17 protein-coding genes are annotated in these 23,869 nt (G+C 63.8%); 8 read left to right on the top strand and 9 right to left on the bottom strand.

Going from position 1 to position 23,869, the window contains the following annotated elements; all coding sequences use genetic code 11:
• Positions 1–36: 36 nt before the first annotated feature.
• Positions 37–489 carry a four-helix bundle copper-binding protein gene (locus tag V7787_RS34150; protein ID WP_064493474.1) on the top strand — a complete coding sequence of 151 codons (453 nt, stop codon included), beginning with the start codon at positions 37–39 and terminating at the stop codon, positions 487–489.
• Positions 490–732: 243 nt separating this feature from the next.
• Positions 733–1,791, top strand: coding sequence for a GGDEF domain-containing protein (locus V7787_RS34145; protein ID WP_064493496.1), 1,059 nt, complete (start codon positions 733–735; stop codon positions 1,789–1,791).
• 15 nt (positions 1,792–1,806) lie between these two features.
• Here the strand turns inward: V7787_RS34145 and mhpT are convergent, their stop codons facing one another.
• Together mhpT and V7787_RS34135 are read right to left on the bottom strand one after the other, a co-directional pair.
• Positions 1,807–3,048 (bottom strand): 3-(3-hydroxy-phenyl)propionate transporter MhpT, encoded by a 1,242-nt coding sequence (gene mhpT / locus V7787_RS34140; RefSeq protein WP_336091776.1) that lies wholly within the window; start codon positions 3,046–3,048, stop codon positions 1,807–1,809.
• Positions 3,049–3,082: 34 nt separating this feature from the next.
• Positions 3,083–4,474: an alginate export family protein gene (locus tag V7787_RS34135; RefSeq protein ID WP_336091775.1), complete on the bottom strand. Its 1,392-nt coding sequence runs from the start codon at positions 4,472–4,474 to the stop codon at positions 3,083–3,085.
• A gap of 261 nt (positions 4,475–4,735) precedes the next feature.
• Here V7787_RS34135 and V7787_RS34130 point away from each other — a divergent pair, with 261 nt between their 5' ends.
• A complete protein-coding gene (locus V7787_RS34130; protein WP_336091774.1) occupies positions 4,736–6,400 on the top strand; it encodes an arylsulfatase in 1,665 nt (554 codons plus the stop codon).
• Positions 6,397–7,422 (top strand): formylglycine-generating enzyme family protein, encoded by a 1,026-nt coding sequence (locus V7787_RS34125; RefSeq protein ID WP_336091771.1) that lies wholly within the window; start codon positions 6,397–6,399, stop codon positions 7,420–7,422. Before V7787_RS34130 ends, V7787_RS34125 begins: the two co-directional genes overlap by 4 nt.
• Here the strand turns inward: V7787_RS34125 and V7787_RS34120 are convergent.
• From V7787_RS34120 to V7787_RS34100, 5 genes are all read right to left on the bottom strand, one after another.
• On the bottom strand, positions 7,403–9,148 hold the full coding sequence (locus V7787_RS34120) for an acyl-CoA dehydrogenase (RefSeq protein WP_064493470.1): 1,746 nt from the start codon (positions 9,146–9,148) through the stop codon (positions 7,403–7,405). The two genes, V7787_RS34125 and V7787_RS34120, sit on opposite strands and share 20 nt — an antisense overlap.
• Positions 9,149–9,162: 14 nt before the next feature.
• A complete protein-coding gene (locus tag V7787_RS34115) occupies positions 9,163–10,404 on the bottom strand; it encodes a thiolase family protein (RefSeq protein ID WP_064493469.1) in 1,242 nt (413 codons plus the stop codon).
• Entirely contained in the window at positions 10,401–12,284 is a 1,884-nt protein-coding gene (locus V7787_RS34110; protein ID WP_336091769.1) for a feruloyl-CoA synthase, read from the bottom strand. Before V7787_RS34110 ends, V7787_RS34115 begins: the two co-directional genes overlap by 4 nt.
• A 91-nt stretch (positions 12,285–12,375) precedes the next feature.
• Positions 12,376–13,824, bottom strand: a complete 1,449-nt coding sequence (locus tag V7787_RS34105; RefSeq protein ID WP_104887679.1) for an aldehyde dehydrogenase — start codon at positions 13,822–13,824, stop codon at positions 12,376–12,378.
• A 75-nt stretch (positions 13,825–13,899) separates the two neighbouring features.
• Complete coding sequence (locus tag V7787_RS34100; protein WP_010954234.1) at positions 13,900–14,730, bottom strand: p-hydroxycinnamoyl CoA hydratase/lyase; 831 nt, start codon at positions 14,728–14,730, stop codon at positions 13,900–13,902.
• A gap of 197 nt (positions 14,731–14,927) precedes the next feature.
• Here V7787_RS34100 and V7787_RS34095 point away from each other — a divergent pair, with 197 nt between their 5' ends.
• Positions 14,928–15,398, top strand: a complete 471-nt coding sequence (locus tag V7787_RS34095) for a MarR family winged helix-turn-helix transcriptional regulator (RefSeq protein ID WP_012052230.1) — start codon at positions 14,928–14,930, stop codon at positions 15,396–15,398.
• Positions 15,399–15,496: 98 nt separating this feature from the next.
• On the top strand, positions 15,497–16,621 hold the full coding sequence (locus V7787_RS34090) for a mechanosensitive ion channel family protein (protein WP_064493466.1): 1,125 nt from the start codon (positions 15,497–15,499) through the stop codon (positions 16,619–16,621).
• A 70-nt stretch (positions 16,622–16,691) separates the two neighbouring features.
• Here V7787_RS34090 and V7787_RS34085 read toward each other — a convergent pair whose 3' ends face one another.
• Positions 16,692–19,739 carry an aminotransferase class III-fold pyridoxal phosphate-dependent enzyme gene (locus V7787_RS34085; protein WP_336091768.1) on the bottom strand — a complete coding sequence of 1,016 codons (3,048 nt, stop codon included), beginning with the start codon at positions 19,737–19,739 and terminating at the stop codon, positions 16,692–16,694.
• A gap of 143 nt (positions 19,740–19,882) precedes the next feature.
• Between V7787_RS34085 and V7787_RS34080 the strand changes: the two genes are divergently transcribed.
• Complete coding sequence (locus V7787_RS34080; RefSeq protein WP_004374903.1) at positions 19,883–20,323, top strand: Lrp/AsnC family transcriptional regulator; 441 nt, start codon at positions 19,883–19,885, stop codon at positions 20,321–20,323.
• Between the two features lie 40 nt (positions 20,324–20,363).
• Here the strand turns inward: V7787_RS34080 and V7787_RS34075 are convergent, their stop codons facing one another.
• The gene (locus tag V7787_RS34075; RefSeq protein WP_064493464.1) at positions 20,364–20,981 is read right to left on the bottom strand and encodes a dTMP kinase; all 618 of its coding nucleotides are present in this window, start codon (positions 20,979–20,981) and stop codon (positions 20,364–20,366) included.
• A 226-nt stretch (positions 20,982–21,207) separates the two neighbouring features.
• Between V7787_RS34075 and V7787_RS34070 the strand changes: the two genes are divergently transcribed.
• Positions 21,208–23,751 (top strand): HWE histidine kinase domain-containing protein, encoded by a 2,544-nt coding sequence (locus V7787_RS34070; protein ID WP_336091766.1) that lies wholly within the window; start codon positions 21,208–21,210, stop codon positions 23,749–23,751.
• Positions 23,752–23,869: the final 118 nt, after the last annotated feature.

Genomic DNA, 23,869 nt, shown 5'->3' with positions numbered 1-23,869 from the left:
CGCAGCCAAGGCCGACTTCGATCAAGGAAACGATCCATGCAACGACGTGAAATGCTGAAAACCGTCGCAGGTGCCGTAGCCGTGGCGATGACCAGTTCTGCACTGGCCGCCACTCATGAGCACGCACATCAACATGACCATGGCACTTCCGGCGCCAGGCCGTTTGCCGGGCTGATAGACAGCAGCAGCGATTGCCAGAAGACCGGTGAGGCGTGCCTGGCGCACTGTCTGGTACTGCTTGGTCAAGGTGACACGCAAATGGCGGCCTGTGCCCAGTCCGTCAGCGAACTGCTGGCTACCTGCAGTGCGTTGATGAAGCTGGCCCTGCAAGGCTCCCGCTTCACGCCGGCCATGGCCAAGGTGGCCGCTGATGTCTGTGCCAGTTGTGAAACGCAGTGCCGCAAACACGAAAATGAGCATGCCGAATGCAAGGCGTGTGCAGACTCCTGCGCTGCCTGCCTGAAGGAATGCAAGGCCCTGGCCGCCTGATCCCGCTGACCAATACTGTCATTACACTGCCGCAACGCTTGCTGACGCTGGCACCCGAACGTGGCGAACGCCATCACACGTGAACGCCATGAGCCTTTTCCAGGGTGCCAGCAAAGTGCCAGAATCTGCTACCGTTCACCAGTCGAAGCGCCAGCCATGACAGACCTTGATCCTCATGATGAAATAGCGCATTACGTACGGACGGATCGGCTCGAACAGCTGTTCGTCCAGTCAGCGCCTGCGGTGCTTGGCAGCTTCCTGGCCGCCGTCATGCTGTGCTGGTTGGGCTGGGAGCGTTTCGACCAGCAAAGGGTCATGGTCTGGATGACGTTATTGGGCCTGTCGACCAGCGTGCGTACCGCCATGTTCTTCGCCTATCTGCGAGCACCCGCCAACCAGCGCACGGCCGAACGCTGGGAGTGGCGTTACTGGGTCACGCTGATGCTGTCGGCGGCTATCTGGGGCTGGGGCGCCTTTGCCGTAATGCCCGCCGACGACGCGCTGGGGCAGACGCTGATCATGCTGTTTGCCGTCGGCATGTCTGTCAGCGCGGTATCATGCTACTCCTCCTACCGCAACATGACCCTGGTGTCGATGGGCCTGGTCTTGCTGCCTTCTACGGGCTGGCTACTGTTGCAACCTTCCACGCTGCAACAAGGGATAGCCTTGGCGGTGCTGGTGTTCGCCTGGTTTGTGGTCAGCGCGACGCAAAGCCTGTCCTCGGCATTGACGACGGCCTGGCGCCTGAAACATGAAATGCAACGCGCGCATCGGCTGGCCATGGTGGCCTCGTGCACGGACGAACTGACCGGCCTGAACAACCGACGTGCTTTTTTCGACAACGCTTCGGCGCAGCACGTCCGGTGCAGGGAGGCGGGTACATTCATGGCCGTGTTGATGCTGGACGTCGACCATTTCAAACAGATCAACGACACGTTCGGGCATGCCGCTGGTGACCAGGTGCTGAAGCGCATCGGTGCAGCGATCAGTGCCAGCCTACGTGACAACGACATTGCCGGCAGGCTGGGCGGCGAGGAGTTCGCCATCCTGCTGCCCAATACGCCGCCAGACACGGCGATTGAAGTTGCCGAGCGCCTGCGGGCCCTGATAGCCAAACTGCGTGTGAATGATGAACACCCGGTCACCGCAAGCATAGGTTTAGCGTTCGCGAAAGCCCCTGCCTCTGAGCTCGGCGCCTTGCTCAGCAGTGCAGACAGCGCCATGTACCTTTCCAAGGTATCGGGCCGTAACCGGGTCACAGTCGCCGAACCGGAGCAGGAGGCATTGCGCAAGCAGCACTAGCCCCCCAAGGAAGCGCTATGCAGGGTCCTGAGCCGCAGCCTCACCCGGCTCCGGGCGTTGCGTGCGGGTTCGGTGTTTGAGCAGCGCACGTGCCGCCAACGCCGCGAGCACCAGGCCTGGAGCCGCGGCCATCAGCAGCCCCCCCGCACCTGCACCTGCTGCAAGGATCTGCCCGGCCGCCAGAGGACCGGCCATGGAACCCAGGCGCCCCACCGCCACCGAAGCGCCCAAGCCCGTTGCGCGCACCTGGGTCGAATACAGCGTCGGCGCCAGCGCGTACAGCACCAACTGGCCACCAATGGCGCAATACCCTGCAGTGAACCCGGCCAGCAACATCAGCCCGAAACTGCTCGACAGCCCCAGCCCCGCCAACGACGCCAGCATGCCGGCGTAGGCGATCAATACCGCCCGCCCGGCAAACCCGCGGTCCATCATCCGACCGGTCAGGAACGATCCAGCCGCCCCACCCAGGTTGAACAGGATCTGCACGGCGCCCGCCTGCGGCCGGCTGAAGCCTTGGCCGATCAACAGCGACGGCAGCCAGTTGAGCAACATGTACAACACTGTCAGGGTGAAGAAACATGCCACCCACAGCAACAGCGTGCGGCTTGCCTGCTGCGGCCCGAACAGTTGGGCAAGCACACCCTCACTGCCAGCCTTGGCAACGCCTTGGGCACGGAATGCCTGGGACTCTTTCAGCCAGATCATCAGCACGAAGGCGATCACGATCGGTGCGATGCCGCCGACGTAGAACACCGTACGCCAACCGTCGCCCACGCCGGACATGCCGATCAGCGACGCAACCGCCCCGCCCAGCGGCACACCACAGTAAGTCAGGCTGACCGCCGTGCTCCGCAGACGCTCAGGCGCCGCCTCGCTGGCCAGGGCGATCAGGATTGGCAACGCCGCCCCCAGCCCGAGCCCTGTCATCAGCCGCGCGATCAACAGCGAATCGTAGGTCTGGGCATGGGCGGTCCCTAACGAGAAGCCGCCAAACAGCAGCACCGCCACGATCAGGATCGCTTTGCGGCCAAAGCGGTCTGCCAGCCAACCGCCGATCAGTGCGCCGGGCAGCAACCCCAGCAACCCGGCACTGAATACCCAACCGAGCATGGCAGGGGTCAGGTTGAATGCCTTGGCCATGTGCGGCGCGGCGATGCCGGTGGCCTGCAGGTCCAGCCCTTCCAGCAAGGCAACGAGAAAACACAAGCCGATGGTGGGCACGGCCTTGCCCGATGACGCGGATGAATGATGCATGTGTGGCCCTCTGTTGTTGTTATCGGTCGGGTGGTCAAAGGCGGAACGTGGCGCGTACTGAGACAAACGACGAATCTTCGCCGCCAGCCTCCTTGATGGCCGTGCCCACGTCGTAGTACTTCAGGTCAAGGTCCAGGGTCAGGTTGGGAGTGGCAAGCCAGCGCGTGCTGGCACGGTAGATGGTACCGACATGGCGACCCGTGCCGCGGGTGTTGGCCAACATGCTCATGCCGGGCATGTATACGCCGTCTTCCTCACGCTGTTTCCACACTTCGAAGATGCCGGGCTCGATGCGCAGCGTGCGCCAGGGCGAGAAGCCGAAGGTCGGCCCCACCACGATGATGTTGCTCAGGGTGGTGAGGCTGGCTTCGCCATAGACACCATTGCGTGGGTAAAGCGGGTCGAAGGTGCCGACTTTTCCGTCGCCCAGGTCACTGTCGCCGCTCGCGGCATCGATGCGCATGGCCAGGCGCGGTTGCCAGGGGTGGGTGAAGGTGAAGCCGCTGTCGCTCGACAGCGCCCAGGCGCGGATCGACGCGTTGCCCAGGTGGCCGGTCTGCCCGACGAGGTTCCAGCTCCAGTCCAGTGCCTGATCGCGGCCGAACAGCCGCGTGCCGAAGGTGTAGCGCTGCTCGTCACCCGACTCGCCGGCCAGGCTGCGGTCGTCGGTTTCCAGGCCAAAGGCTAGCAGGTCCATGTTCCACGACGCCGACAGCGGCAAGGTGCCGTAAAGGCCGTAGAATTTGATGTTGTTGTTGCTGCCGTCGTCCCAACTGTCTTCACCGGTTTTCAGCGGGCGCACAGCGAATGCATCCAGCTTGCGTCCGTCCTTGAGGTTGAGGCTGGCGCGCACGCCGTCGAAGCTCAGGCGGATGTTCGGCGCGTCGCGGTAGGTGACCAACACCTGGTCGCCGAAGCCCATCTCCTGGCGACCTATGCGTGTGGTATAGCGCCCGGCGGCGAAATCGTGGTTGAAATCGACGAAGGCCTGTCGCACTTCATTGCGGCTTTCATCATTGGGCGAGTACAAGTCCTTGCCAAAGGCACGGGTATTCTCGACCTGGACGAAGGTACGCACGGCATCGTCGAACAGGTGCAGGTCGGCATGGGCCTGCAGCCGTTGCTGCAGATAGGAATCGTCGTTCAGCCCGCGCAGGCCAAAGAAGGGTTTGTCCGAAGCATCGGCCCGGTAGCGGGCCTCAGCCCCGAGTTGCAGCCAGGCCGACTCTGACAGCCGATGGTAGCGCAGGCCATCGAAGGGGGCAGTGGCCTTGGCGGGGTCGTCGAGAAAGCGGTAGTCCTCGATCCAGCGAGGGGCCCCTGGCCTCCCCGGCCGGCTCTCTTCAAGCGGGCTGGCCGCGTAGGCGGACTGGCACAGCGAAAGCACCATGAGGGGCAGGCATACCCCGTTCAACGGCTTGATCATCAGAATTTCCCTTCACTTGTTTTTATAATTGTTCTTACAAACTGGATAACTCTGTTAACGATTATTTTTGTTAACCATATGCGCCGTCAATAGCGTTTTGCCGTGTACAAGGAATGATCAGCATCAAGCGTTCGCTAATCGCACACTTCTGCAGCGAGCGGCTGCGGCATTCATTCATCCGTCGCTAGAATCCAGTGGCGTGCTGTCTATTCAGAGGCCATGCGCAAAATTCGAGTCCATTACAAAAACAAGAGTCCCCCCATGAATTGCCTCCGCCCCCTTGCCGCCCTCGGCGTGCTCATGCTCGGTGCCAGCCACGCCATGGCCGCACCAACCGTTAAACAACCAAACATTCTGCTGGTGGTCGCTGATGACCTCGGTTTCTCCGACCTGTCGGCCCTGGGCAGCGAAATCCAGACGCCCAACCTGGACAAACTGTTGGCCGACGGCCGCCTGATGCTCGATTTCCACGCCGCGCCCAGTTGCTCGCCGACGCGGGCGATGCTGATGTCCGGCAACGATCCACACCTGGTCGGGCTGGGCATGATGTCGGAGACGCGCAAGCGCCTGCCGGCCGGCGCAGAGGTACGCGCCGGCTACGAAGGCGTGCTCGGTGCCAATGTCGCGACCCTCGCCGAACTGCTGCACGACGCCGGCTACCGCACCTACATCGCCGGCAAATGGCACCTGGGCATGCAACCGACCCAACAGCCACACAACCGCGGCTTCGACCAGGCCTACGTGCTGCTCGAAGGCGGCGCGGCGCACTTCAAGCAGGCCAACATGGACCTGCAGTCGAACTACAGCGCCACCTATCGCCACAATGGCGAGCCGATCGCGCTGCCCGACGACTTCTATTCCACCACCTGGTACACCGACCGCCTGATCGACGCGATCGACCAAGGCAAGGCCAGCAACAAACCGTTCTTCGCCTTTGCCGCCTACACCGCGCCGCACTGGCCGCTGCAGGCGCCGGATGCGTACCTGGCGCAGTACCAAGGCCGTTACGACCAAGGCTACGAAGTCATCGCCCACGAGCGCCTGAAGCGCCAGCGCGAAGCCGGCCTGGTGCCCACCGACTTCCCCCTGCAAGCACAACTGGAAGGCGTGCCGAGCTGGGCATCGCTGAGCGATGAACAAAAACGCCAGTCCGCGCGCACCATGGAGGTATACGCCGCCATGGTCACGGCGCTGGACGCCGAGGTGGGGCGCCTGGTGGAACACCTGCGCAAGACCGGCGAGCTGGAAAACACGATGATCCTGTTCATGTCCGACAACGGTCCGGAGAACGCCACCCGTGTCGACCCCGAGTGGATCAAGGCAAACTTCGATAACCGCCTGGACAACTACGGCCGCCGCGATTCGTTCCTGATGATCGGCTCGGCCTGGGCCCAAGTCAGCGCCCTGCCCAGCCGTCGCTACAAGATGACCACCTACCAGGGCGGCATCCGCGTACCGGCCTTCGTCTACTACCCAGCCACCATCAAGGCCGGCCGCAGCGAAGAGCTGGCCAGCGTCCGCGACATCATGCCGACCCTGCTGCAACTGGCCGGTGCGCCGATGCCCGGCGTCAAGTACCGCGACCGCGATATCGTGCCGCCGCAAGGCACATCGGCGCTGAACTACCTGCAAGGCAAGGACAGCCAGATCCACGCCCATGACGAAGCCCTGGGATGGGAAATCAACGGCAGCGCCTCGTTGCGCAAGGGCCCGCTGAAGCTGGTGTGGGATGCCACCGACAGCAAGCCGAGCTGGCACTTGTATGACCTGAGCAAGGACCCTGGCGAGCACCACGACATCGGCGCAGGGCACCCCGAGCAGGTGGCGCTGATGCTGCGCGACTGGAAGGCTTATGCCCAACGCGGCAACATCGCGATCGATGCCGACGGCCGTCCGGCCAGCCCGATCCTGGTCAAGCCGCAATGATCGCCCGGGCAGCCGGCTGCGCAGCACTCGCCGCCGGCCTGCTCGCCGCCGCCTATGCCGTGTGGCCGCAAGACCCGGCGCCGGCGCTGCTGTGCACGGGCTACAGCGGCCTGCCCGCGCAGCGCCAAGGCCCTTGGCGGGACGGCATGGTGCACGTGCCGGGCGGCGAGTTCAGCTTTGGTTCAAGCCGCTTTTACGACGAAGAAGGCCCGCCTCACCCCGCCAAGGTGTCCGGCTTCTGGATTGACGTGCATCCGGTCACCAACGCCCAGTTCGCGCGCTTCGTCAAGGCCACCGGGTATGTCACCCATGCCGAGCGCGGTATCCGTGTCGAGGACGACCCTGCCCTGCCCGACGCGCTGCGGGTACCGGGTGCGATGGTGTTTCACCAGGGTGCGGACGTGCTCAGCCCCGGCTGGCAGTTCGTGCCCGGCGCCAACTGGCGACACCCGCAAGGGCCGGGCAGCAGCCTGGCCGGGCTGGACAATCATCCGGTGGTGCAGATCGCCCTGGAAGATGCCCAGGCCTATGCCCACTGGGCAGGCCGCGAACTGCCCAGCGAGGCGCAGCTGGAATACGCCATGCGCGGCGGCCTGACCGATGCCGACTTCAGCTGGGGTACCACCGAGCTGCCCAAGGGCAAGCTCATGGCCAATACCTGGCAGGGTCAGTTCCCTTATCGCAATGCGGCGAAGGATGGTTTTACCGGTACATCGCCCGTGGGCTGCTTCCCGGCCAACGGCTTTGGCCTGTTCGATGCCGGCGGCAATGTCTGGGAGCTGACTCGCACGGGCTATCGGCCAGGCCATGACGCACAGCGCGACGCCAAGCTCGACCCCTCAGGCCCAGCCCTGAGTGACAGCTTCGACCCGGCAGACCCCGGCGTGCCGGTGGCGGTAATCAAAGGCGGCTCGCACCTGTGTTCGGCGGACCGCTGCATGCGCTACCGCCCCTCGGCACGCCAGCCGCAGCCGGTGTTCATGACGACCTCGCACGTGGGTTTCAGAACGATTCGGCAATGAATGGCAACGGCGTGGCGGCCGCGTCGATGGCCGCCACCTGCCGTTCGAGGTCGGGCAGCAGGTAGCCGAGGAAGAACCCAACGCTTTCCTGCTTTTCCCGGCGCTGCGCCGCCCCCAATGGCAACGCCTGGATGCAGCGCGCGCTGCGGGCCCAGGCGAAGGCCTGCAGCACCGTTGCGAACAACTGCAGGAAGTCGCCTGCGGCGCGGTACGGAAATTCGGGATCGCCCGCGGTCCTCGACAGCACCTTGGCCAGCACTGCCTCCAGCGTGTCGCACGCGCTGCCCAACGCGGTGGCAGCGGCGCCAGCGTCCGCAGCAGCCTCGGTACGCAACTCACTCAACAGCAGGGCGAACCCTTCCCCCCCATCGCCCAATACCTTGCGCAGCATCAGGTCGTTGGCCTGTATTTCGTTGGTGCCTTCGTAGATCATCGCGATGCGGCTGTCGCGCAAGGTCTGCTCGATGGCAAACTCCTGGGTGTAGCCATAGCCCCCCAACACCTGCAAGGCCTTGCTTGCCAGGCTGAACCCCTGCTCGGTGAAGGCCGCCTTGACGATGGGGGTCAGCAGCGCCGCCAATGTCGCGGCCTTCGCCCGTTGTGCAGGCTCGACGGCGGCGTCGGCGATATCCAGCCACTGGGCCGTCCAGTAGGCCAGCGCGCGCATCCCCTCGGTACGCACCCGCAACTCCAGCAAGACCCGCCGCATGGCCGGGTGCAGGTGGATCGGGTCGGCGCCCTGGGCGCCCCCCTTGGCCCGCCCCGGGGCACTCATCTGGCGCCGCTCCAGGGCATAGTCGCGGGCCTGTTGCCAGGCGGCCTCGGCATGCCCCAGGCCTTGCAGGCCAACATGCAGCCGCGCGGAATTCATCATCACGAACATCGCCGCCAGGCCGCCATGGGGCTGGCCTATCAACCAGCCCCGGGCCCCCTCCAGGCGCAGTGCGCAGGTGGCGCTGCCACGGATGCCCAGCTTGTGTTCCAGGCCGTCGCAGTACAGTGTATTGCGCTGGCCATCCTCCAGCCATTTCGGCACCAGCAACAGCGAGAGCCCGCGGTTGCCGGGCGGCGCATCCGGCAACCGGGCCAACACCAGGTGGAGTATGTCGCGGGTCAGGTCGTGTTCGCCGCCAGAGATGAACAGCTTGTTGCCACTGACCGCGTAGCCACCGTCGCCCAGGGGCACGGCGCGGCAGCGCAACAGGCTTAGATCGCTGCCGGCCTGGGGTTCGGTCAGGCACATGGTAGGCAGGGTGGCACCACTGACGATGCCCGGCAGATAGCGCGCCTGCAGCTCGGCGGATGCATGGGCTTTCAGGCACAGGTAGGCACCGTGGGCGATGCCGGTGTACATGGCCCAGCCGTGGTTGCTGCCGAACAGCATCTCTTGCAAGGCCGCCTCCAGCACTAACGGCAGCCCTTGGCCGCCAAGCGCCGGGGCGCATGCCAGCGACGGCCAGCCACCGTCGACATAGGCGCGATAAGCCGCCGGGAATCCGTCCGGGGTGCGTACCTCCCCGCCCTCCATCTGGCAGCCCTGGCGATCGCCCGAACTGTTCAAAGGGGCCAGCACCTGCTCGCAGAAACGGGCCGCCTCTTCCAGTACCTGGGCCGCCAGGTCGAGGTCGACGTCGGCATATGCCGGTAATTGCGCCCAGGCCTGATCGGCCCGCAGCCAGTGTTGCAAGACGAACTGCATGTCGCGCAGGGGCGCCTTCCAGGTCATCGGATACCTCCGGGTCAGGCAACGAAATGAGGGTTTTCGATCAGCAGCGCCATGCCTTGGCCACCGCCGATGCATGCCGCTGCGATGCCATAGCGCAAGTTGCCGTCGCGCAATTGACGGGCCAAGGTGTGGACCAGGCGCAGGCCTGTAGCGGCCAGTGGGTGACCGAGGGCGATAGCGCCGCCATGGACATTGAGCTTGTCCACATCGAGTTCGAGTGCCTGGGCCACCGCCAGCACTTGGGCGGCCTGGGCCTCGTTGATTTCCAGGCGGTCGATCTGCTCCAGGCGCAGGCCGCTGCGCTCGAGCAGCAAGGTGATGGCCGGCGCCGGCCCGATGCCCATGAGGCCGGGCGGCACGCCAACGGCCGTGGCCATCAGCAAGCGCGCCAAAGGCGGATGAGTGCAATCGGAGTAGCGCGTGACCAAGGCTGCCGCCGCGCCATCGACCACCGCGCAACTGTTGCCAGCCGTCTGCACGCCACCGGCGTGCACCGGGCGCAGTCGGGCCAGTGCGGCCGTGTCGGTAGGCCGTGGGTGGCTGTCCTGGCTGACCTCACTCACGCCACGCGGCAATGCAATGCCGCGTGGCTGGCAGCCTTCTGCCTCCAGTGCCTGCGCGGTGACGCTCACGATTTCCTCGTCGAACCAGCCCTGCGCCTGGGCTTGCAGGGCCCGCTGATGGCTGCGCAGGGCCCACGCGTCCACCGTTTCACGAGCGAGGCCATAGGCACGGGCCAGGTTTTCCGCAGTACCGATCATGTCCACGCCGGCAGCCGGGTCGTACAGGGCTTCCCAGAGAAAGTCCTTGAACCCGACCGGCGCCCCCAGGCGAAAACCGCCCCGGTGTTCATAGGCCGCGATCGGATTGCGCGACATCGACTCCGCGCCCACGCAAAGCACCTGGCGGGCGCCACTGCGCAGCTGTTCACCGGCCTGACGCAACAGTTCAAGGCCCGTGCCACAGATGCGCTGCACCGCCAGTGCCGGTACCGACTGCGGCACGCCACAGTAGAGGCCGACATGGCGTGGCAGCATGTAGGCGTCGAAGCTGGCCTGGGCCATGCTGCCGGCGAGCACGCTGTCTACCGCCTGAGGGGCGGCAGCTGCACGTGCCAGCACCGCGCGCCCGGCCTGAATGCCCAGGTCGATGGGCGAGATCGCGGCCAATGCGCCACCCAGGTCGACCCAGGGTGTGCGCATCATCTGGACGATGGCCGTGTCCTCGAAGACGGTGCACAGCCCGGCCGCACTCAAGGCCGCACCTTGGCGTGCAATGCGTCGGGGTCTTCGCCACGGTACAGCGCCTCGACCTGAGCGGCGCGCCGCTGCAGCACGGCGCGCTGATTGATCGAGCCCTTGTCGGTGATTTCACCGGCGTCGATCGACGGCGGCTCGGCCAGCAGCGACAGCCATTCGATACGGCTGGCGTTGCCCTGGGCATCGCGGTTCAAGCGTTCCAGCCAGTCAGCGAACCAACTGCGCACGGTGTCGTTGGCCAGCACCTGCACATCGCTGGCATCCTCTGCCAGCCCGGCCAGGCGACGACACTCGGGCAGACGCGGGAAAACCAGCAGGCCCAGGCATTGACGGTCCGGCGCGGTGACCACGATGTCCTGTACGTAAGGCGAGCCCTCCAGCACTGCGCGGTTGCGCAGCGGCCCGACACTGACGAATACCCCGGACGAAAGTTTGAAGTCCTCAGCGATACGGCCATCGAACATCAGGCCAAGCTCGGGCTGCCTGGCATCGGCCAGCTTCAACGCGTCGCCCGAACAGTAGAAACCCTCCTCGTCGAACGCCTCGGCGGTCTGCTGCGGCGAGCGCCAGTAGCCCTGCATGATATGCGGGCCACGGAAGCGCGCCTCGAGCTTGTCGCCCACCGGCACCAGCTTCACTTCGCAGCCAGGTGCCGGCAGCCCGACATAGCCGGCCATCGACAAAGGCCCGGTGGTGAAGGTGCACGATGGCGAGGCTTCGGTCATGCCAAGGCCGGCCATCATGCGGATGCGTTCGCCGCAGTGTTGCTCGGCTATGCGGTCCAGCCGGTCCCAGACGCTTTGCGACAGGCCTGCGGCGGCAAAGAAGAACAGCTTGATGCGGGCAAAGAACACCTCGCGCAGCGCGGGGTCCTGCTCCAGTGCCTTGACCAGTTCCTCCCAGCCCTTGGGTACGGTGAGGTAGGCCGTGGGGGAAATCTCGCGCAGATTGCGCAAGGTCTCGGCGAAGCCTTGCGGGGTCGGCTTGCCGGCGTCGAGGTAGAAACTGCCCCCGTTGTAAAGCACGATGCCGAGGTTGTGGCTACCGCCGAACGTGTGGTTCCACGGCAGCCAGTCCACCAGCACCGGCGGCTCCTCGGCGAACGTCGGAAAAGTCTGCAGAAGCATCTGCTGATTGGCGCACAGCATGCGCTGGGTGGTGATCACCGCCTTGGGCAGCTTGGTCGAGCCCGAGGTGAAGAGGAATTTGGCGATGGTGTCCGGCCCGGTGGCGGCGAAAGCCGCATCGGCCGCCGCCAGGTCACCCGGTTGCAACAGGCTGTCGAAGCTTATATGGGGGCGACCTGCGACCTGGCCACGCACGCTGATCACGCCGACCGAATCGTTCAGCACCGCCTCGAAGGCGCGCTGGAACGGCTGGCTGTCGCTGACAAAGATCACTCCGGGGGTGAGCACCTCGCAGACATGGCGCAACTTGGCGAAGTCTTGCGACAACAGCGCGTAGGCCGGCGACACCGGGCAATAGGCAATACCGGCATACATGGCGCCGAGGGCGATTTGCAGGTGTTCGATGTCGTTGCCGGAAAGCAGCGCCAGCGGGCGCTCGGCACTGAGGCCCAGTCCTAGCAAGTTGGCGGCGATGGTGCGCACATCGGCGAGCATCTGCACGTAGCTGATCGAACGCCAGGCACCGTCTGCCTGGCGTGCCGCGACGAAAGTGGTGTCCGGGCGCACCTGGGCCCAATGCACCAGGCGCTCGAGCAGGCGCGCCGGCAGCGGTGCCAGTGGCTCGACAGGTTGCATGCGCAGCACGTCGTCGACGTGGCTGACCTGCACCTGGGGATGCCCGATGGCCACCTGGCGGTAGCGCGGACGTTGGCCAGGGTCGGTCGACCCTGAGCGGGCTTCGTTATTCACGCAGGTTGCTCCTTGTTCTTGTTGTACATCCTGCCGCCGCCCGATATGACGGGGCGGCGGTCATCTTGCCAGTGGCCTGGGCCTGCCGCGGCTAGATGGGATAGTGACGCGGGCCGTGCTGGAGGGTGACCCAGCGCAACTGGGTGAACTGATCGATGGCCGTGCGGCTGCCGAAGCTGCCATAGCCGCTGGACTTGACCCCGCCAAACGGCATCTGCGCTTCATCGTGAACGGTCGGCCCGTTGATATGGCAGATACCCGACTCCACCCGTTGAGCCAAGGCCAGGGCGCGGCTGGTGTCGCGGCTGAAAATGGCCGATGACAGACCGAACTCCGAGTCGTTGGCCAGCTGCAGCAAGGCTTCGTCGCCTTCGGCGCGCAGTACCACCGCCACCGGGCCGAAGGACTCCTCGCGGTACAGGCGCATGCTGGCATCGACGTTGTCGAGCAAGGTCGGTTGCAGGATGCTGCCTTCGAGCTGGCCGCCGCTGACCAGGCGCGCGCCCTTGGCCACGGCATCGTCGATCAGTGCCTTGATGCGCTCGCCGGCCGCTGCGCTGACCAGCGAGCCGAGCACCGAGGTGCTGGCTTGCGGATCACCTGCACGCAGCCCGGCGATCTTCGCCGCCAGCTTGTCGACGAAGGCGTCGGCAATACGGCTGTCCACCACAAGGCGCTCGGTGGACATGCAGATCTGCCCCTGATTGAAGTAGGCACCGAAGGCCGCCGCTTCGACCGTGGCGTCCAGGTCGGCATCGTCGAGCACCAGCAAAGGCGCCTTGCCGCCCAGTTCGAGCAGGGCCGGCTTGAGGTGGCGGGCCGCCAGCTCGCCGACGATGCGCCCGACGTGCGTCGAACCGGTGAAGTTGACCCGGCGTACCGCAGGGTTGGCGATCAGCCGCTCGACGATGGCCGGGGCATCCTGCGGCGCATTGCTGATGACATTGACCACGCCGTCGCCGATGCCTGCATCGTGCAGCACCTGGCCGATCAGCCGATGTACCGCCGGGCTCAGCTCCGAGGCCTTGAGCACCACGGTGTTGCCGCAGGCCAGCGGCATGGCAATGGCACGCGTGGCCAGTATCACCGGGGCGTTCCACGGCGCGATGCCCAACACCACGCCGCAGGGCGCGCGCAGGGCCATCGCGAAGCTGCCGGGAACGTCCGAGGGGATCACTTCACCGGTGATCTGCGTGGTCATGGCTGCAGCCTCGCGCAGCATGTTGGCGGCCAACTTCACGTTGAAGCCATACCAGTTGGCCATGGCCCCGGTTTCACCGGCGGCGGCGATGAACTCGGCGGCCCTCGCCTGCAACAGATCAGCGCCTGCCAGCAAGCGGCTGCGCCGCTCGCCCGGTGCCAGGGCGGCCCAGGCCGGAAACGCCGCGCTGGCAGCAGCCACGGCGGCATCGGCATCGGCCAGTGTGGCGGCGGCAGCCTGCGACACCACCTCGCCAGTCACCGGGTTACAGCGCTCGAAGGTTCGTCCATCGCTGGCGGGGCGCGACTGCCCGCCAATCAGCAAAGGCACCTGCAACATGCTCATTCCTCTTGTTGTCGTTATAGAGAAATACCCACGGGCTTTGGCGCGGCACACCGCCGCCCGCGGTGCGACTCAGCGCTTGTAGGCCTGCAGGCCTGGCTTGATGCTCTTGTCGTCGAGGAACTGCTTCATGCCCTGCTCGCGGCCGCCAGTAGTGTCCAGCAGGCGCGACTGGTCGAGCTTGGCGTAGAGGTAGTCCTCGTTCTGTTCCCAGGTCAGCTCGCGGCAACGCTTGAAGCCATTCTTCGCGGCGCGCAGCACCACCGGGTTCTTTTCCAGCAGGTTCAGCGCCAACTCACGGGTGGTTTCACGCAGCTCGGCCAGCGGCACACTGTCGTTCACCAGGCCCATCTCGGCAGCCTTGCGACCATCGAAGGTCTTGCCGGTCATGATGTAGTACAGCGACTGACGATGGCCAACGGTATCGGCCATGGCCTTGCTGACCAGGTTGCCAGGCGGGATGCCCCAGTTGATTTCCGACAGGCCGAAGGTCGCTTCGTTGGCGCAGATCGCCAGGTCGCATGCCACCAGTGGGCTGAAGCCGCCGCCGAAGCACCAGCCGTTGACCATGGCGATGGTCGGTTTGGCATACAGACGCAGCAACTTCCATTGCCATTGCGAGGCTTCGCGACGAATCTTTTCCTGGAGGATTTCCGGGCCGGCGTCCACCTCGCGGAAGTACTCCTTCAGGTCCATGCCGGCGGTCCAGGACTCGCCGGCACCGGTCAATACCAGCACGCCAGCGTCAGCGTCCTGTTCGAGGGTTTCCAGCACGTCGACCATTTCCCGGTTCAGGGTGGGGCTCATGGCATTGCGTTTTTCCGGGCGATTGAGGGTCACCCAGGCGATGCCCGCTTCCAGTTCGACCTTCACAGTGGTCCAGCGGCCTTCATATTTGCTCATGGTTCTGCACTCTTGTTGTTCGAGGTGATGGGGCCACGCTAACGGGTCAAAATAGTTATGTCAATTAACCATTAACAAATTTATCTTTAACCCATGCGTAGGCGCGCTGCCTTTTTCCAAAGCCTCTCTAGCCGAATCGCATAAGGACAGGCAAAATAGGTAACTTTATTACCCATGATCGAGGAGCATGAACCCTGATGGCTAGGTCTGCCCGTAGTACCGACGACGCTTGCGTGGCTGCTCCTGTGGGAGAAGGGGTGCTTGAAGACTTGATCGGCTACGCCTTGCGACGCGCGCAATTGAAGCTGTTCCAGAACCTTATTGCCCGGCTCTCGGCCCATGACCTGCGCCCGGCACAATTTTCCGCCCTGGCGATCATCGACCAGAACCCCGGGCTGATGCAGGCCGACCTGGCGCGTGCGTTGGCAATCGAACCCCCGCAAGTCGTGCCAATGCTGAACAAACTGGAAGAGCGCGCGCTGGCCGTGCGCGTGCGGTGCAAACCGGACAAGCGCTCGTATGGGATTTTCCTGAGCAAATCGGGCGAAGCCCTGTTGAAGGAGTTGAAGCACATCGCCGCCGACAGCGATCACCAGGCGACATCCAACCTCTCGGATGACGAAAGGACTGAACTGTTGCGGTTATTGAAGAAAATCTACCGGGACTGACTCAGTCTGCCCAGCGTGGTGAAATCCGATCGACCTGTTGCGCCTCTTTGACGTCCCAAGAAAGCACCTTGGCAAATCAACCCAGAGGCGAGGTACTCATGAACGACCGCATCATCGCGTTTTTCACCGAAACCACCGTATTCGGCATCTCCATTCTCAATCTGCTGGTGGCGCTGACAGTCGCCACCTTGGTCTTCCTGGTCGCCCGTGCCGCCATCAGTTTCCTGATGCGCCGGGTACGGCGCTGGTCCGAACACGAAGGCCCACTGAGCCAGATAATGGCCGAGGTGCTTTCCGGCACCAGCAACTTTCTGTTGTTGCTGGCCTCTTTGCTGGTGGGCCTGAGCATGCTCGACCTGCCCGAGCGCTGGCTGAGCAGGGTCAGCAGCCTGTGGTTCGTGGTCGCTGCCTTGCAGATTGGCCTGTGGGCCAACCGCGCCATCGGCCTGGGCCTGAGCCGCTACTTCGCCCGCCACCGTACCGACGGCCTGAACCAGGGCAGCGCACTGGCAACCCTTTCGGCCTGGGGCGCGCGGGTCCTGTTGTGGTCAGTCGTAGTGCTGGCGATGCTGTCGAACCTGGGGGTGAACATCACCGCCTTCGTCGCCAGCCTGGGCGTGGGCGGCATCGCAGTGGCGCTGGCTGTGCAGAATATCCTTGGCGACCTGTTCGCTTCGTTGTCGATCGCCGTGGACAAGCCGTTCGAGATCGGTGACTTCATCGTCATCGGGCCCCTGGCGGGCACCGTTGAGCACGTCGGCCTCAAAACCACACGCATCCGCAGCCTCGGCGGCGAACAGATCGTCATGGCCAACGCCAGCATGATCAGCAGCACCATCCAGAATTACAAGCGCCTGCAAGAGCGTCGCATCGTGTTCGAGTTCGGGCTTTCCTACGACACGCCCACCGAGGCCGTGAAGAAAGCGCCAGGCATCGTCGAAGACGCCATCAAGGCCCAGGAGCAGGCGCGTTTCGACCGCGCTCACCTGCGTGGCTTCGGCAAAGAGGCGCTGGAGTTCGAGTGTGTCTACATCGTCCAGGACCCAGGCTACAACCTTTACATGGACATTCAGCAGGCGATCAACTTCAGGCTGCTGGAGCGGTTCTCGCAAATCGGCGCCAAGTTCGCCGTACCGGTGCGCGCGATCAAGGTCACGGCATTGCCAGAGGCCGCCGGCCTGCATGGCCAGGCTCGCGAAGGCCTGAGCATCAGAGGCGCTTGATGCTGGCCGGCTCGCCAGATAGGTGCGCCGCAGGGCGTGCACATGCGCACGCCCTGCCCGCGCTGAAACGCTATTTAAGCGCCGCGGTGAAGCTGTCTTTCAGCACCTCGAGAAGGAAGTCCGCATTGGCCCGGCTGAAAATCATCGAAGGCCGCATTTTCAGCACGTTGTCATGCGGGCCTTCGGTGCCGATCAACACGCCGCGCTCCCGGGCACCATCAGCCACTTTTCTGGCCAGGGCCGTGGCTGGCGCCTTCGACTTGCGGTCAGTGACCAGCACGATGCCGAGGAACAGGCCCAACCCGCGCACATCGCCAATCACGTCGAATTGCTGCTGAAGCTTGCGCAAACCCTCGAGCAGGTAATGGCCGACACTCAAGGCGTTTTCTTTCAACTGGTCACGCTCGATTGCATCGAGTACCGCCAGGCCTACCGCGCATGACACCGGGTTACCGGCGAAGGTATTGAAATACTCCATGCCGTTGTTGAAAGCATCGGCAACCTCGCGCGTGGTCACTACCGCCGACATCGGGTGGCCGTTACCAATGGGTTTGCCCATGCTGACGGCATCCGGGACCACACCCTGGGTCTCGAATGCCCACCAGTGGCTGCCGACCCGGCCAAACCCGACCTGAACCTCATCGGCCAGGCACAGCCCACCTTCGGCTCGCACCATGGCGTACACCTCCTTGAGGTAGTGTTCGGGCAAAAACACCTGCCCCGCCACGCTGGGGATCGATTCGGCAATGAAAAAACCGGGGCCCTTGCCTGCCTTGCGCATGGCGTCCAGCTGCTCTGCTACCGACTCGGCAAAGCGCTTGCCGTGCGCTTCCACGGGCCAGTGCTCGGGGGCGTAGTAGCTGTCCGGGACCACGGCCTCGTAGACATGCGCCGCCCTGCCCTTGCCCGCCTTGCGCTTGTACTTGTAAGGGCTCAGATCGATCAGTTCCTGAGTGGTGCCGTGGTAGGCCCAGTCCAGCACGATCGCCTGATCACTGCCTGTGTAGTTGCGCGCCATACGCAGCATCAGGCTGTTGGCCTCACTCCCCGAGCAGCCAAAGGATGCTACGCAAAGGCCCTTGGGCAAAGTGCCGGTCAGGCGTTCGGCGTATTCGACGATGTTGTCGTGCAGGTAGCGGGTATTGGTGTTGAGCAGCGCAGCCTGGCGGGTCAAGGCTTCGACCACGTCGGGATGACTATGGCCCAGGTGGCACACGTTGTTGAAGCAGTCCAGGTAGGCCCGCCCGAAGTTGTCGATCAGCCATACGCCATCCCCGCGCACGAACTTGATCGGGTCGGTGTACGAAATGGACAGGTTGGGTAGCAGCAGTTCCTTGCGCCTGGCAATGATCTGGGCCTTGGTCATGCCCTGCTGGCTGTAGGTCTCTGGCGGGATACCGGCCAGGGCCGAGGCATCGGGGAACAGGTCGGCCCACGCTTCGCGGTACGCTGGCTCACCCACGCCCATGACCTCGCACGCGCGCAACTGGGTATCGGTGACCAACTGCAGATGCAGGTGGGGAATCCAGCCGCCGTTCTCGTGATCGCTGCCCATGTAACCGACCAGGTCGCCGGCTTCGAGCTTGTCACCGGCCTTCAAACGGCTGAGCGCCTCGTGGGCCATGTGCCCCCACAGCGTCAGAAATGGCGGGCAACCGGGCGGGGTATGCTCGAGCATCACCAGGCCGCCATAACCCAGCGGGTCTGGCTCGACCTCGACGCTTCTGACGGTGCCGGCAATCGGTGCGTACAGCGGCGTACCTGCTGGCATCAGCAAATCTACTCCCACATGCAGGGTCCGGTGCTGCCCCTTGATGAAGCGAGACTCAAAGGCGCTGTCGGTATAGACGGCACGTACCTCGCCCCATGGCCCGATGCCCAGCGGGGCCTTGTGCGCGGCAGAGAATTCATTCCACCACCGCGTCGCATCTGCAGGGCGCTGCTGGGCCGAGGCAATGGTCATCTCATGGCTGGCATCGCCAAACGGCGCGATGACCTTGTCCAGAATGGCAGCTGACGGGCGCACCAGGTCGGCAAACGACTTGTGGTTGTCGGCAATCCAGCGGCGGACTTCCCCCGCACCTTCGATGGCATCGAAACCACAGGCCTTGCGCAAAATGCCGGTGGCCAACCGTGGGTTTATCGAATCGAGTTGTTCCAGTAGACGCCAGGCAGGCGCTTCACTGATCGCCAGGTAAGGGTTGTCGTCGGTCTGGTCCTGCCGGGAAGCGGAGAACGTGACGCTGATGACCAAGCGCATGGCAATCAGGTTGAACAACACATCAAGCTCTTGCGCTTGCAACGGGTACTTCTCATGGAAGCCGGCCACCAGCGCAGCAGCAGCGCCGATCGGGTCGTCCATGTCGAGAATGGCGTAGGCGCTGGCGATTGCGACCTCGGCAATCAGAACGGTGTGCACGGCATCGCCAAAATCGATGAAGCCAGTCACGCTACGGGGCGTTTCGGCATCGACCAGGATGTTCCAGTCGTTGGCATCGTTGTGGATCACCTGGGCCCGAAGGGAAGCCAGCTTTGGCTGTACAGTCTGTTCGAACCGGGCGATGAAGCGCTCGGCAACGGCCCGGCGATCAGGGTCCTTGATGCAGTGCAGCCGCGAACGGGAGCGCGCAGCATGGCGTAAGTCCCAGTCCAGGTCGCGGACTGCGCCCGGGTGCATGAAGCCCTGCAGGGCACGGTCAAGTTCACCGAGTGCCTGGCCGAAGTTTCTCATCAACGCCAGGGAGCGTCTGGCCTTGGCAAGTGGCGTGCCGGCCAGCCAGCTGACCAGGCGCACAGCGTGCTTTTCACCGGTGCTGCTGGCCACAGACGGCAGGTAGTCGCCAGTCACGCTGGCCCGCAGGTGTGGCACGCCCAAATGCGCGCCATGCACGGCCAGGTGATCGAGTAGCGCGGTTTGAAACTCGCTTTCTACCCTGGGCTCGCTGGCATTGACGATTTTCAGTATCCAGCCTGCATCTACGCCAGTCTCCAGCCGGTAATTGCGATCACGCTCCCCATCCAGGGGCGTTGCAGTGCCGGTGACATCGAAGAAATCTTTTGCAAGGCCCTCTGCATCGCTTGCCGAAAACCGAGGTGCTGGGTGGGAAAGGTCTGTCATATCATCAGGTTCCGGGCGCGCTGATTGTTTTTCAATAGCTTGTCATGCGCCGCCGAAACGGACACCCTGCATACGGTCGGGCGCAACAGGCATTATGCCGGTTCCGACCGGCATAATGACGGCAAGCTTATCAAGGGGCTGCAATGCGTGACCTGGACGCTAAAGATCGTGAGATTCTTGAGGTACTTTCGAAGGACGCGCGTATTGCGCTCAAGGCGTTAGCCGGCCGCATAGGCCTTTCCCGAAGTGCCACCACCGAGCGTGTCGCCAACCTTGAACGCAGCGGGGTCATTCGCGGTTATCGCGCTGACATCGGCGAAATAGACGCCAACGTGATACGCGCGATCTTGCTGGTGACGTTGCAGCGCACGCCTGCCATGGGGCTGCTCGACCAGTTGGCAACGGACGCGCGCGTACGGCGGGTTTCGTCGGTGAGCGGTCAGCTCGACCTGGTGGTTGAAGTGGAGACCCGAACGATCGACGACCTCAACCAGGTACGTGACAACGTGGCACGTCACGAATCAGTGGATGACATTACCACGTCGGTAGTCCTGCGCCGTGATATCGACCGCCAGGGCGCCTGATACCTGCAGAGGCAGTAGACAGGCCGTACTCACCCAAGCCTCACAGGTGTCGAAGCACGCCCTGAATCTCGCCTACGACCTGCCGCGTTGCCTCGTCGACGGTCCCTTCATTACGGCACAGCACCCAGCCTTGCTCTGCAACCGCACGCTCGAACGCCTCGGTACAGGCAACCTGTTCTTCCAGGTTATGGATCACCGTACTGCCCAGCCCACGCGTGCGCGCCGCGGCCCTCGCCCATGAGGTTTCAGGCGTTGTGACAACGCCGACATGCAAATCGGGCACTTGCACGTTTCGTTCGAGGTTCAGGCGCAGGATCTTGTCAAACGGCACTGTGCGGCGAAACGCAGCGTCAGAGGGGTACCAGCGATCAATCAGGATGATGCTGTCAGCGGGCTGCCTGGGCAGTACATGTCGGGAAATCCAGGCGCGGCTTTCAGCGAAGCGCTCGCAAACCTTGAACTCAAGGTCCTGGCAAGGGCTTCTGGAAAGCTGGTTGACCAGGGCCATGGTCTCGCCCCGGTGAGGATCATTCTTTCTTTCGCAAAGGCGGATCACCTTGTTCCCGTCCAGCCGTAACGCTTGAGTGACGGCCTCCAGCAGCGTGGTCTTGCCGGTCCCCTTGGGCCCATCGAAGGAAATAAACAGCGGGCGGTTCATCGTGCAATACCAGTTGGCTCAAGCGCGGGATAAGACCATTGATCAGAGCTGCCTTCAAGCGATTCTCGACGGGAGTACATCCGTACTCCACGCTGTGATCAAAGCATTGTCTTGGGAATGGACCGGTATTGCCCGACCCGCCATCCCCAAGGCGTTCAATGCCTGCTAGGCTGACGGACGATGGCGGACCTGCTGCCCGCCTCCCCTTACCCACAGGCACGGGCCAATGACCCACAACCCCCACGTTAACCTGACCAACTGCGACCGGGAGCCCATCCAGATTCCCGGGAGCATCCAGCCCCATGGCTGCCTGCTGGCCTGTGATGCCTCGGCGACCGTGGTGCTGCGCCATTCGGTCAACGCCCCACAGATGCTGGGTGTAGCAAGCGATATCAATGGTCAGAAACTGCACGCGGTGCTGGGTGACGAGGTCACGCATACGCTTCGCAACGCACTTGCCCGTACCCGGGATGCCTCGCGCCCCGCGCTCAGTTTCGGCGTGACGCTGCCCAACGGCGCGGCCGTCGACATCGCCGCCCACTTGTACAAAGGCACGGCAATCCTCGAATTCGAGCCCGCCGGGGCGAGCATCGCCGAACCGATCGAACTGGCGCGCACGCTGATTGCCCAACTGCGCGAAATCGACCAGACCAGCAAGCTGTTCCGCGACGCCGCCCGCTTTGTCCGGGCGGTGCTCGGTTACGACCGGGTGATGATCTACCAGCTGGGAGCCGACGGTGCCGGCAAGGTGGTTGCCGAGTCCAGGCGTAGCGACCTCGAAAGCTTCATGGGCCAATACTTCCCCGCCTCCGATATCCCCCAGCAGGCCCGCGCGCTCTACCTGCGCAACCCGATCCGGGTAATCTCCGACGCCCAGTTCAATACGGTCGCCATCAACCCGGTGCTCGACCCCTCGGGCGAACCGCTCGACCTGTCCTACGCGCACCTGCGCAGCGTCTCGCCGATCCATTGCGAATACCTGTGCAACATGGGCGTGGGCGCCTCGATGTCGATTTCCGTCATCGTCAATGGCGAGCTGTGGGGAATGATTGCCTGCCATCACTACGCACCGCGCACGCTGGCCATGGGGCAACGTGTGGCCGCCGAGATGTTCGGTGAGTTCTTCTCCCTGCATATCGAGACCCTGCGTAGCCGGCAAAAACTCGAAGCCGCCGTGCGCATCCACAAAGCCCTGGACAGCCTGCTGCGCGACGCCAACCAGGCGGCGGACATTGATGGGTTCTTCCACGCACGGCTACCCCGGTTGATGTCGCTGATTCCCTGCGACGGCATCGGCATGTCGCTGCTAGGCCGCTGGTCGTGCGCAGGGCTGGCGCCGCCCCAAACGGCCGTGCCTGATCTGCTGCGTCTGGCAGACATGGTCAGCGAAGGCCGAATCTGGGCATCCAATCGCCTGTCGACGGTGCTCCCTTCAGCCCAGGCGTATTTTAATGATGTGTCTGGTGTGCTGATTATTCCGATGTCGCAACACCCAAGGGATTACTTGATCTTCTTCCGCAAGGAGGTGGTCGAGACACTCGACTGGGCCGGGGACCCGAACAAGACCTATGACAGCGGCGCGTTGGGCGACCGCCTGACGCCACGCAAAAGCTTCGCCATCTGGAAAGAAACCGTTCACCAGCAGTCGCTACCCTGGACCGAGCAGGACCGCCAGTTTGGCGATGCCATCCGTACCGCTATCGTCGAGGTGGTGCTGCACAACAGCGAGCTGCTCGCCAGTGAACGCGCCAAAGCTGAGGTGCGCCAGCGCATGCTCAACGAAGAGCTCAACCACAGGGTCAAGAACATCCTGTCGCTGATTGGTGCACTGGTTGCCCATCCGACCCCGGAAAGCCAGACCCTGCAGGACTATGTGGCAACGCTCAAAGGGCGTATTCAGGCCTTGTCGTTGGCCCATGACCAGGTGGTGCGCGGTGACGGTGGCGGGCGCCTGGCGAAGCTGCTGGAGGCCGAGCTTTCTCCCTATCGCACGGCTGCCGGCGTGATCGAGTTGCAGGGCCCGAACGTTATCCTCGATGCGCGCGCTTACTCGGTCATGGCCCTGGTGCTGCACGAACTGGCCACGAACGCGGCCAAGTACGGTGCGTTATCGCGGGCCGGCGGCAGGCTTTCGGTAAGCTGGGCAATCGACGCCACCAACGGCTGTGCAATCAGTTGGCGGGAAAGTGGTGGGCCAACGGTACGCCCGCCCAGCCGCAGCGGCTTCGGCACGGTACTGATCGACCGCAGCATCCCGTTCGACCTGGGTGGCACCAGCGCAGTGGAATATCACCCCGAAGGCCTGCAAGGCTTTTTCAAAATCCCGGCCAAGCACCTTTCCGTAGCCGAAGCGGCAGAAACCGCTCTCCCGGCCACGCCTCTGGCCCGTGCAAACGGTGCGTTTGCAGCGCGCTCGGGCTTGTGTGTGCTGATACTCGAGGATCAACTGGTGATTGCAGTAGGCCTGGAGCAAATTCTCAACGATGCGCAAATCAAGGACGTGATCACCGCCAGCTCCGAGGACGAAGCCATGCAACTGCTTGGCAGCCACAAGCCGGACGCGGCAATACTGGATGTCAACCTGGGCACCGGAACCTCCATTTCCGTAGCGGATGAGCTGGTTCGCCGGCATGTTCCGTTCCTCTTTGCCACCGGCTATGGCGACGGCATCAGCATTCCCGAGCACTTGCAGCATGTGCCCGTCACGCGCAAGCCTTATGACGCCAATGCCATTCTGGCCAGCCTGCAAGACCTGCTTGATCTGGGGTGAGTGGGATTCAGAGGCAGTCTTGTGTCATGAAAAGGCCCGTAACTCCGACATATCACTGTCAGCTATACGGGCCTTTTCGCAGCGCAATGCCGCCCCTGAAAAAGGACGGCGCCGGCCT

It is taken from the genome of Pseudomonas sp. CGJS7, from assembly GCF_036961695.1.
Note: the sequence above shows the minus strand (reverse complement) of the source record. Positions and strands in the feature narration are given on the sequence as shown.

Coding starts and splice junctions, on each gene's coding strand:
- V7787_RS34075 (WP_064493464.1), bottom strand. CDS start 20,981: ATGAACCGCCCGCTGTTTATTTCCTTCGATGGGCCCAAGGGGACCGGC.
- V7787_RS34070 (WP_336091766.1), top strand. CDS start 21,208: ATGACCCACAACCCCCACGTTAACCTGACCAACTGCGACCGGGAGCCC.
- V7787_RS34080 (WP_004374903.1), top strand. CDS start 19,883: ATGCGTGACCTGGACGCTAAAGATCGTGAGATTCTTGAGGTACTTTCG.
- V7787_RS34095 (WP_012052230.1), top strand. CDS start 14,928: ATGGCTAGGTCTGCCCGTAGTACCGACGACGCTTGCGTGGCTGCTCCT.
- V7787_RS34135 (WP_336091775.1), bottom strand. CDS start 4,474: ATGATCAAGCCGTTGAACGGGGTATGCCTGCCCCTCATGGTGCTTTCG.
- mhpT (WP_336091776.1), bottom strand. CDS start 3,048: ATGCATCATTCATCCGCGTCATCGGGCAAGGCCGTGCCCACCATCGGC.
- V7787_RS34150 (WP_064493474.1), top strand. CDS start 37: ATGCAACGACGTGAAATGCTGAAAACCGTCGCAGGTGCCGTAGCCGTG.
- V7787_RS34090 (WP_064493466.1), top strand. CDS start 15,497: ATGAACGACCGCATCATCGCGTTTTTCACCGAAACCACCGTATTCGGC.
- V7787_RS34085 (WP_336091768.1), bottom strand. CDS start 19,739: ATGACAGACCTTTCCCACCCAGCACCTCGGTTTTCGGCAAGCGATGCA.
- V7787_RS34100 (WP_010954234.1), bottom strand. CDS start 14,730: ATGAGCAAATATGAAGGCCGCTGGACCACTGTGAAGGTCGAACTGGAA.
- V7787_RS34130 (WP_336091774.1), top strand. CDS start 4,736: ATGAATTGCCTCCGCCCCCTTGCCGCCCTCGGCGTGCTCATGCTCGGT.
- V7787_RS34120 (WP_064493470.1), bottom strand. CDS start 9,148: ATGACCTGGAAGGCGCCCCTGCGCGACATGCAGTTCGTCTTGCAACAC.
- V7787_RS34125 (WP_336091771.1), top strand. CDS start 6,397: ATGATCGCCCGGGCAGCCGGCTGCGCAGCACTCGCCGCCGGCCTGCTC.
- V7787_RS34105 (WP_104887679.1), bottom strand. CDS start 13,824: ATGTTGCAGGTGCCTTTGCTGATTGGCGGGCAGTCGCGCCCCGCCAGC.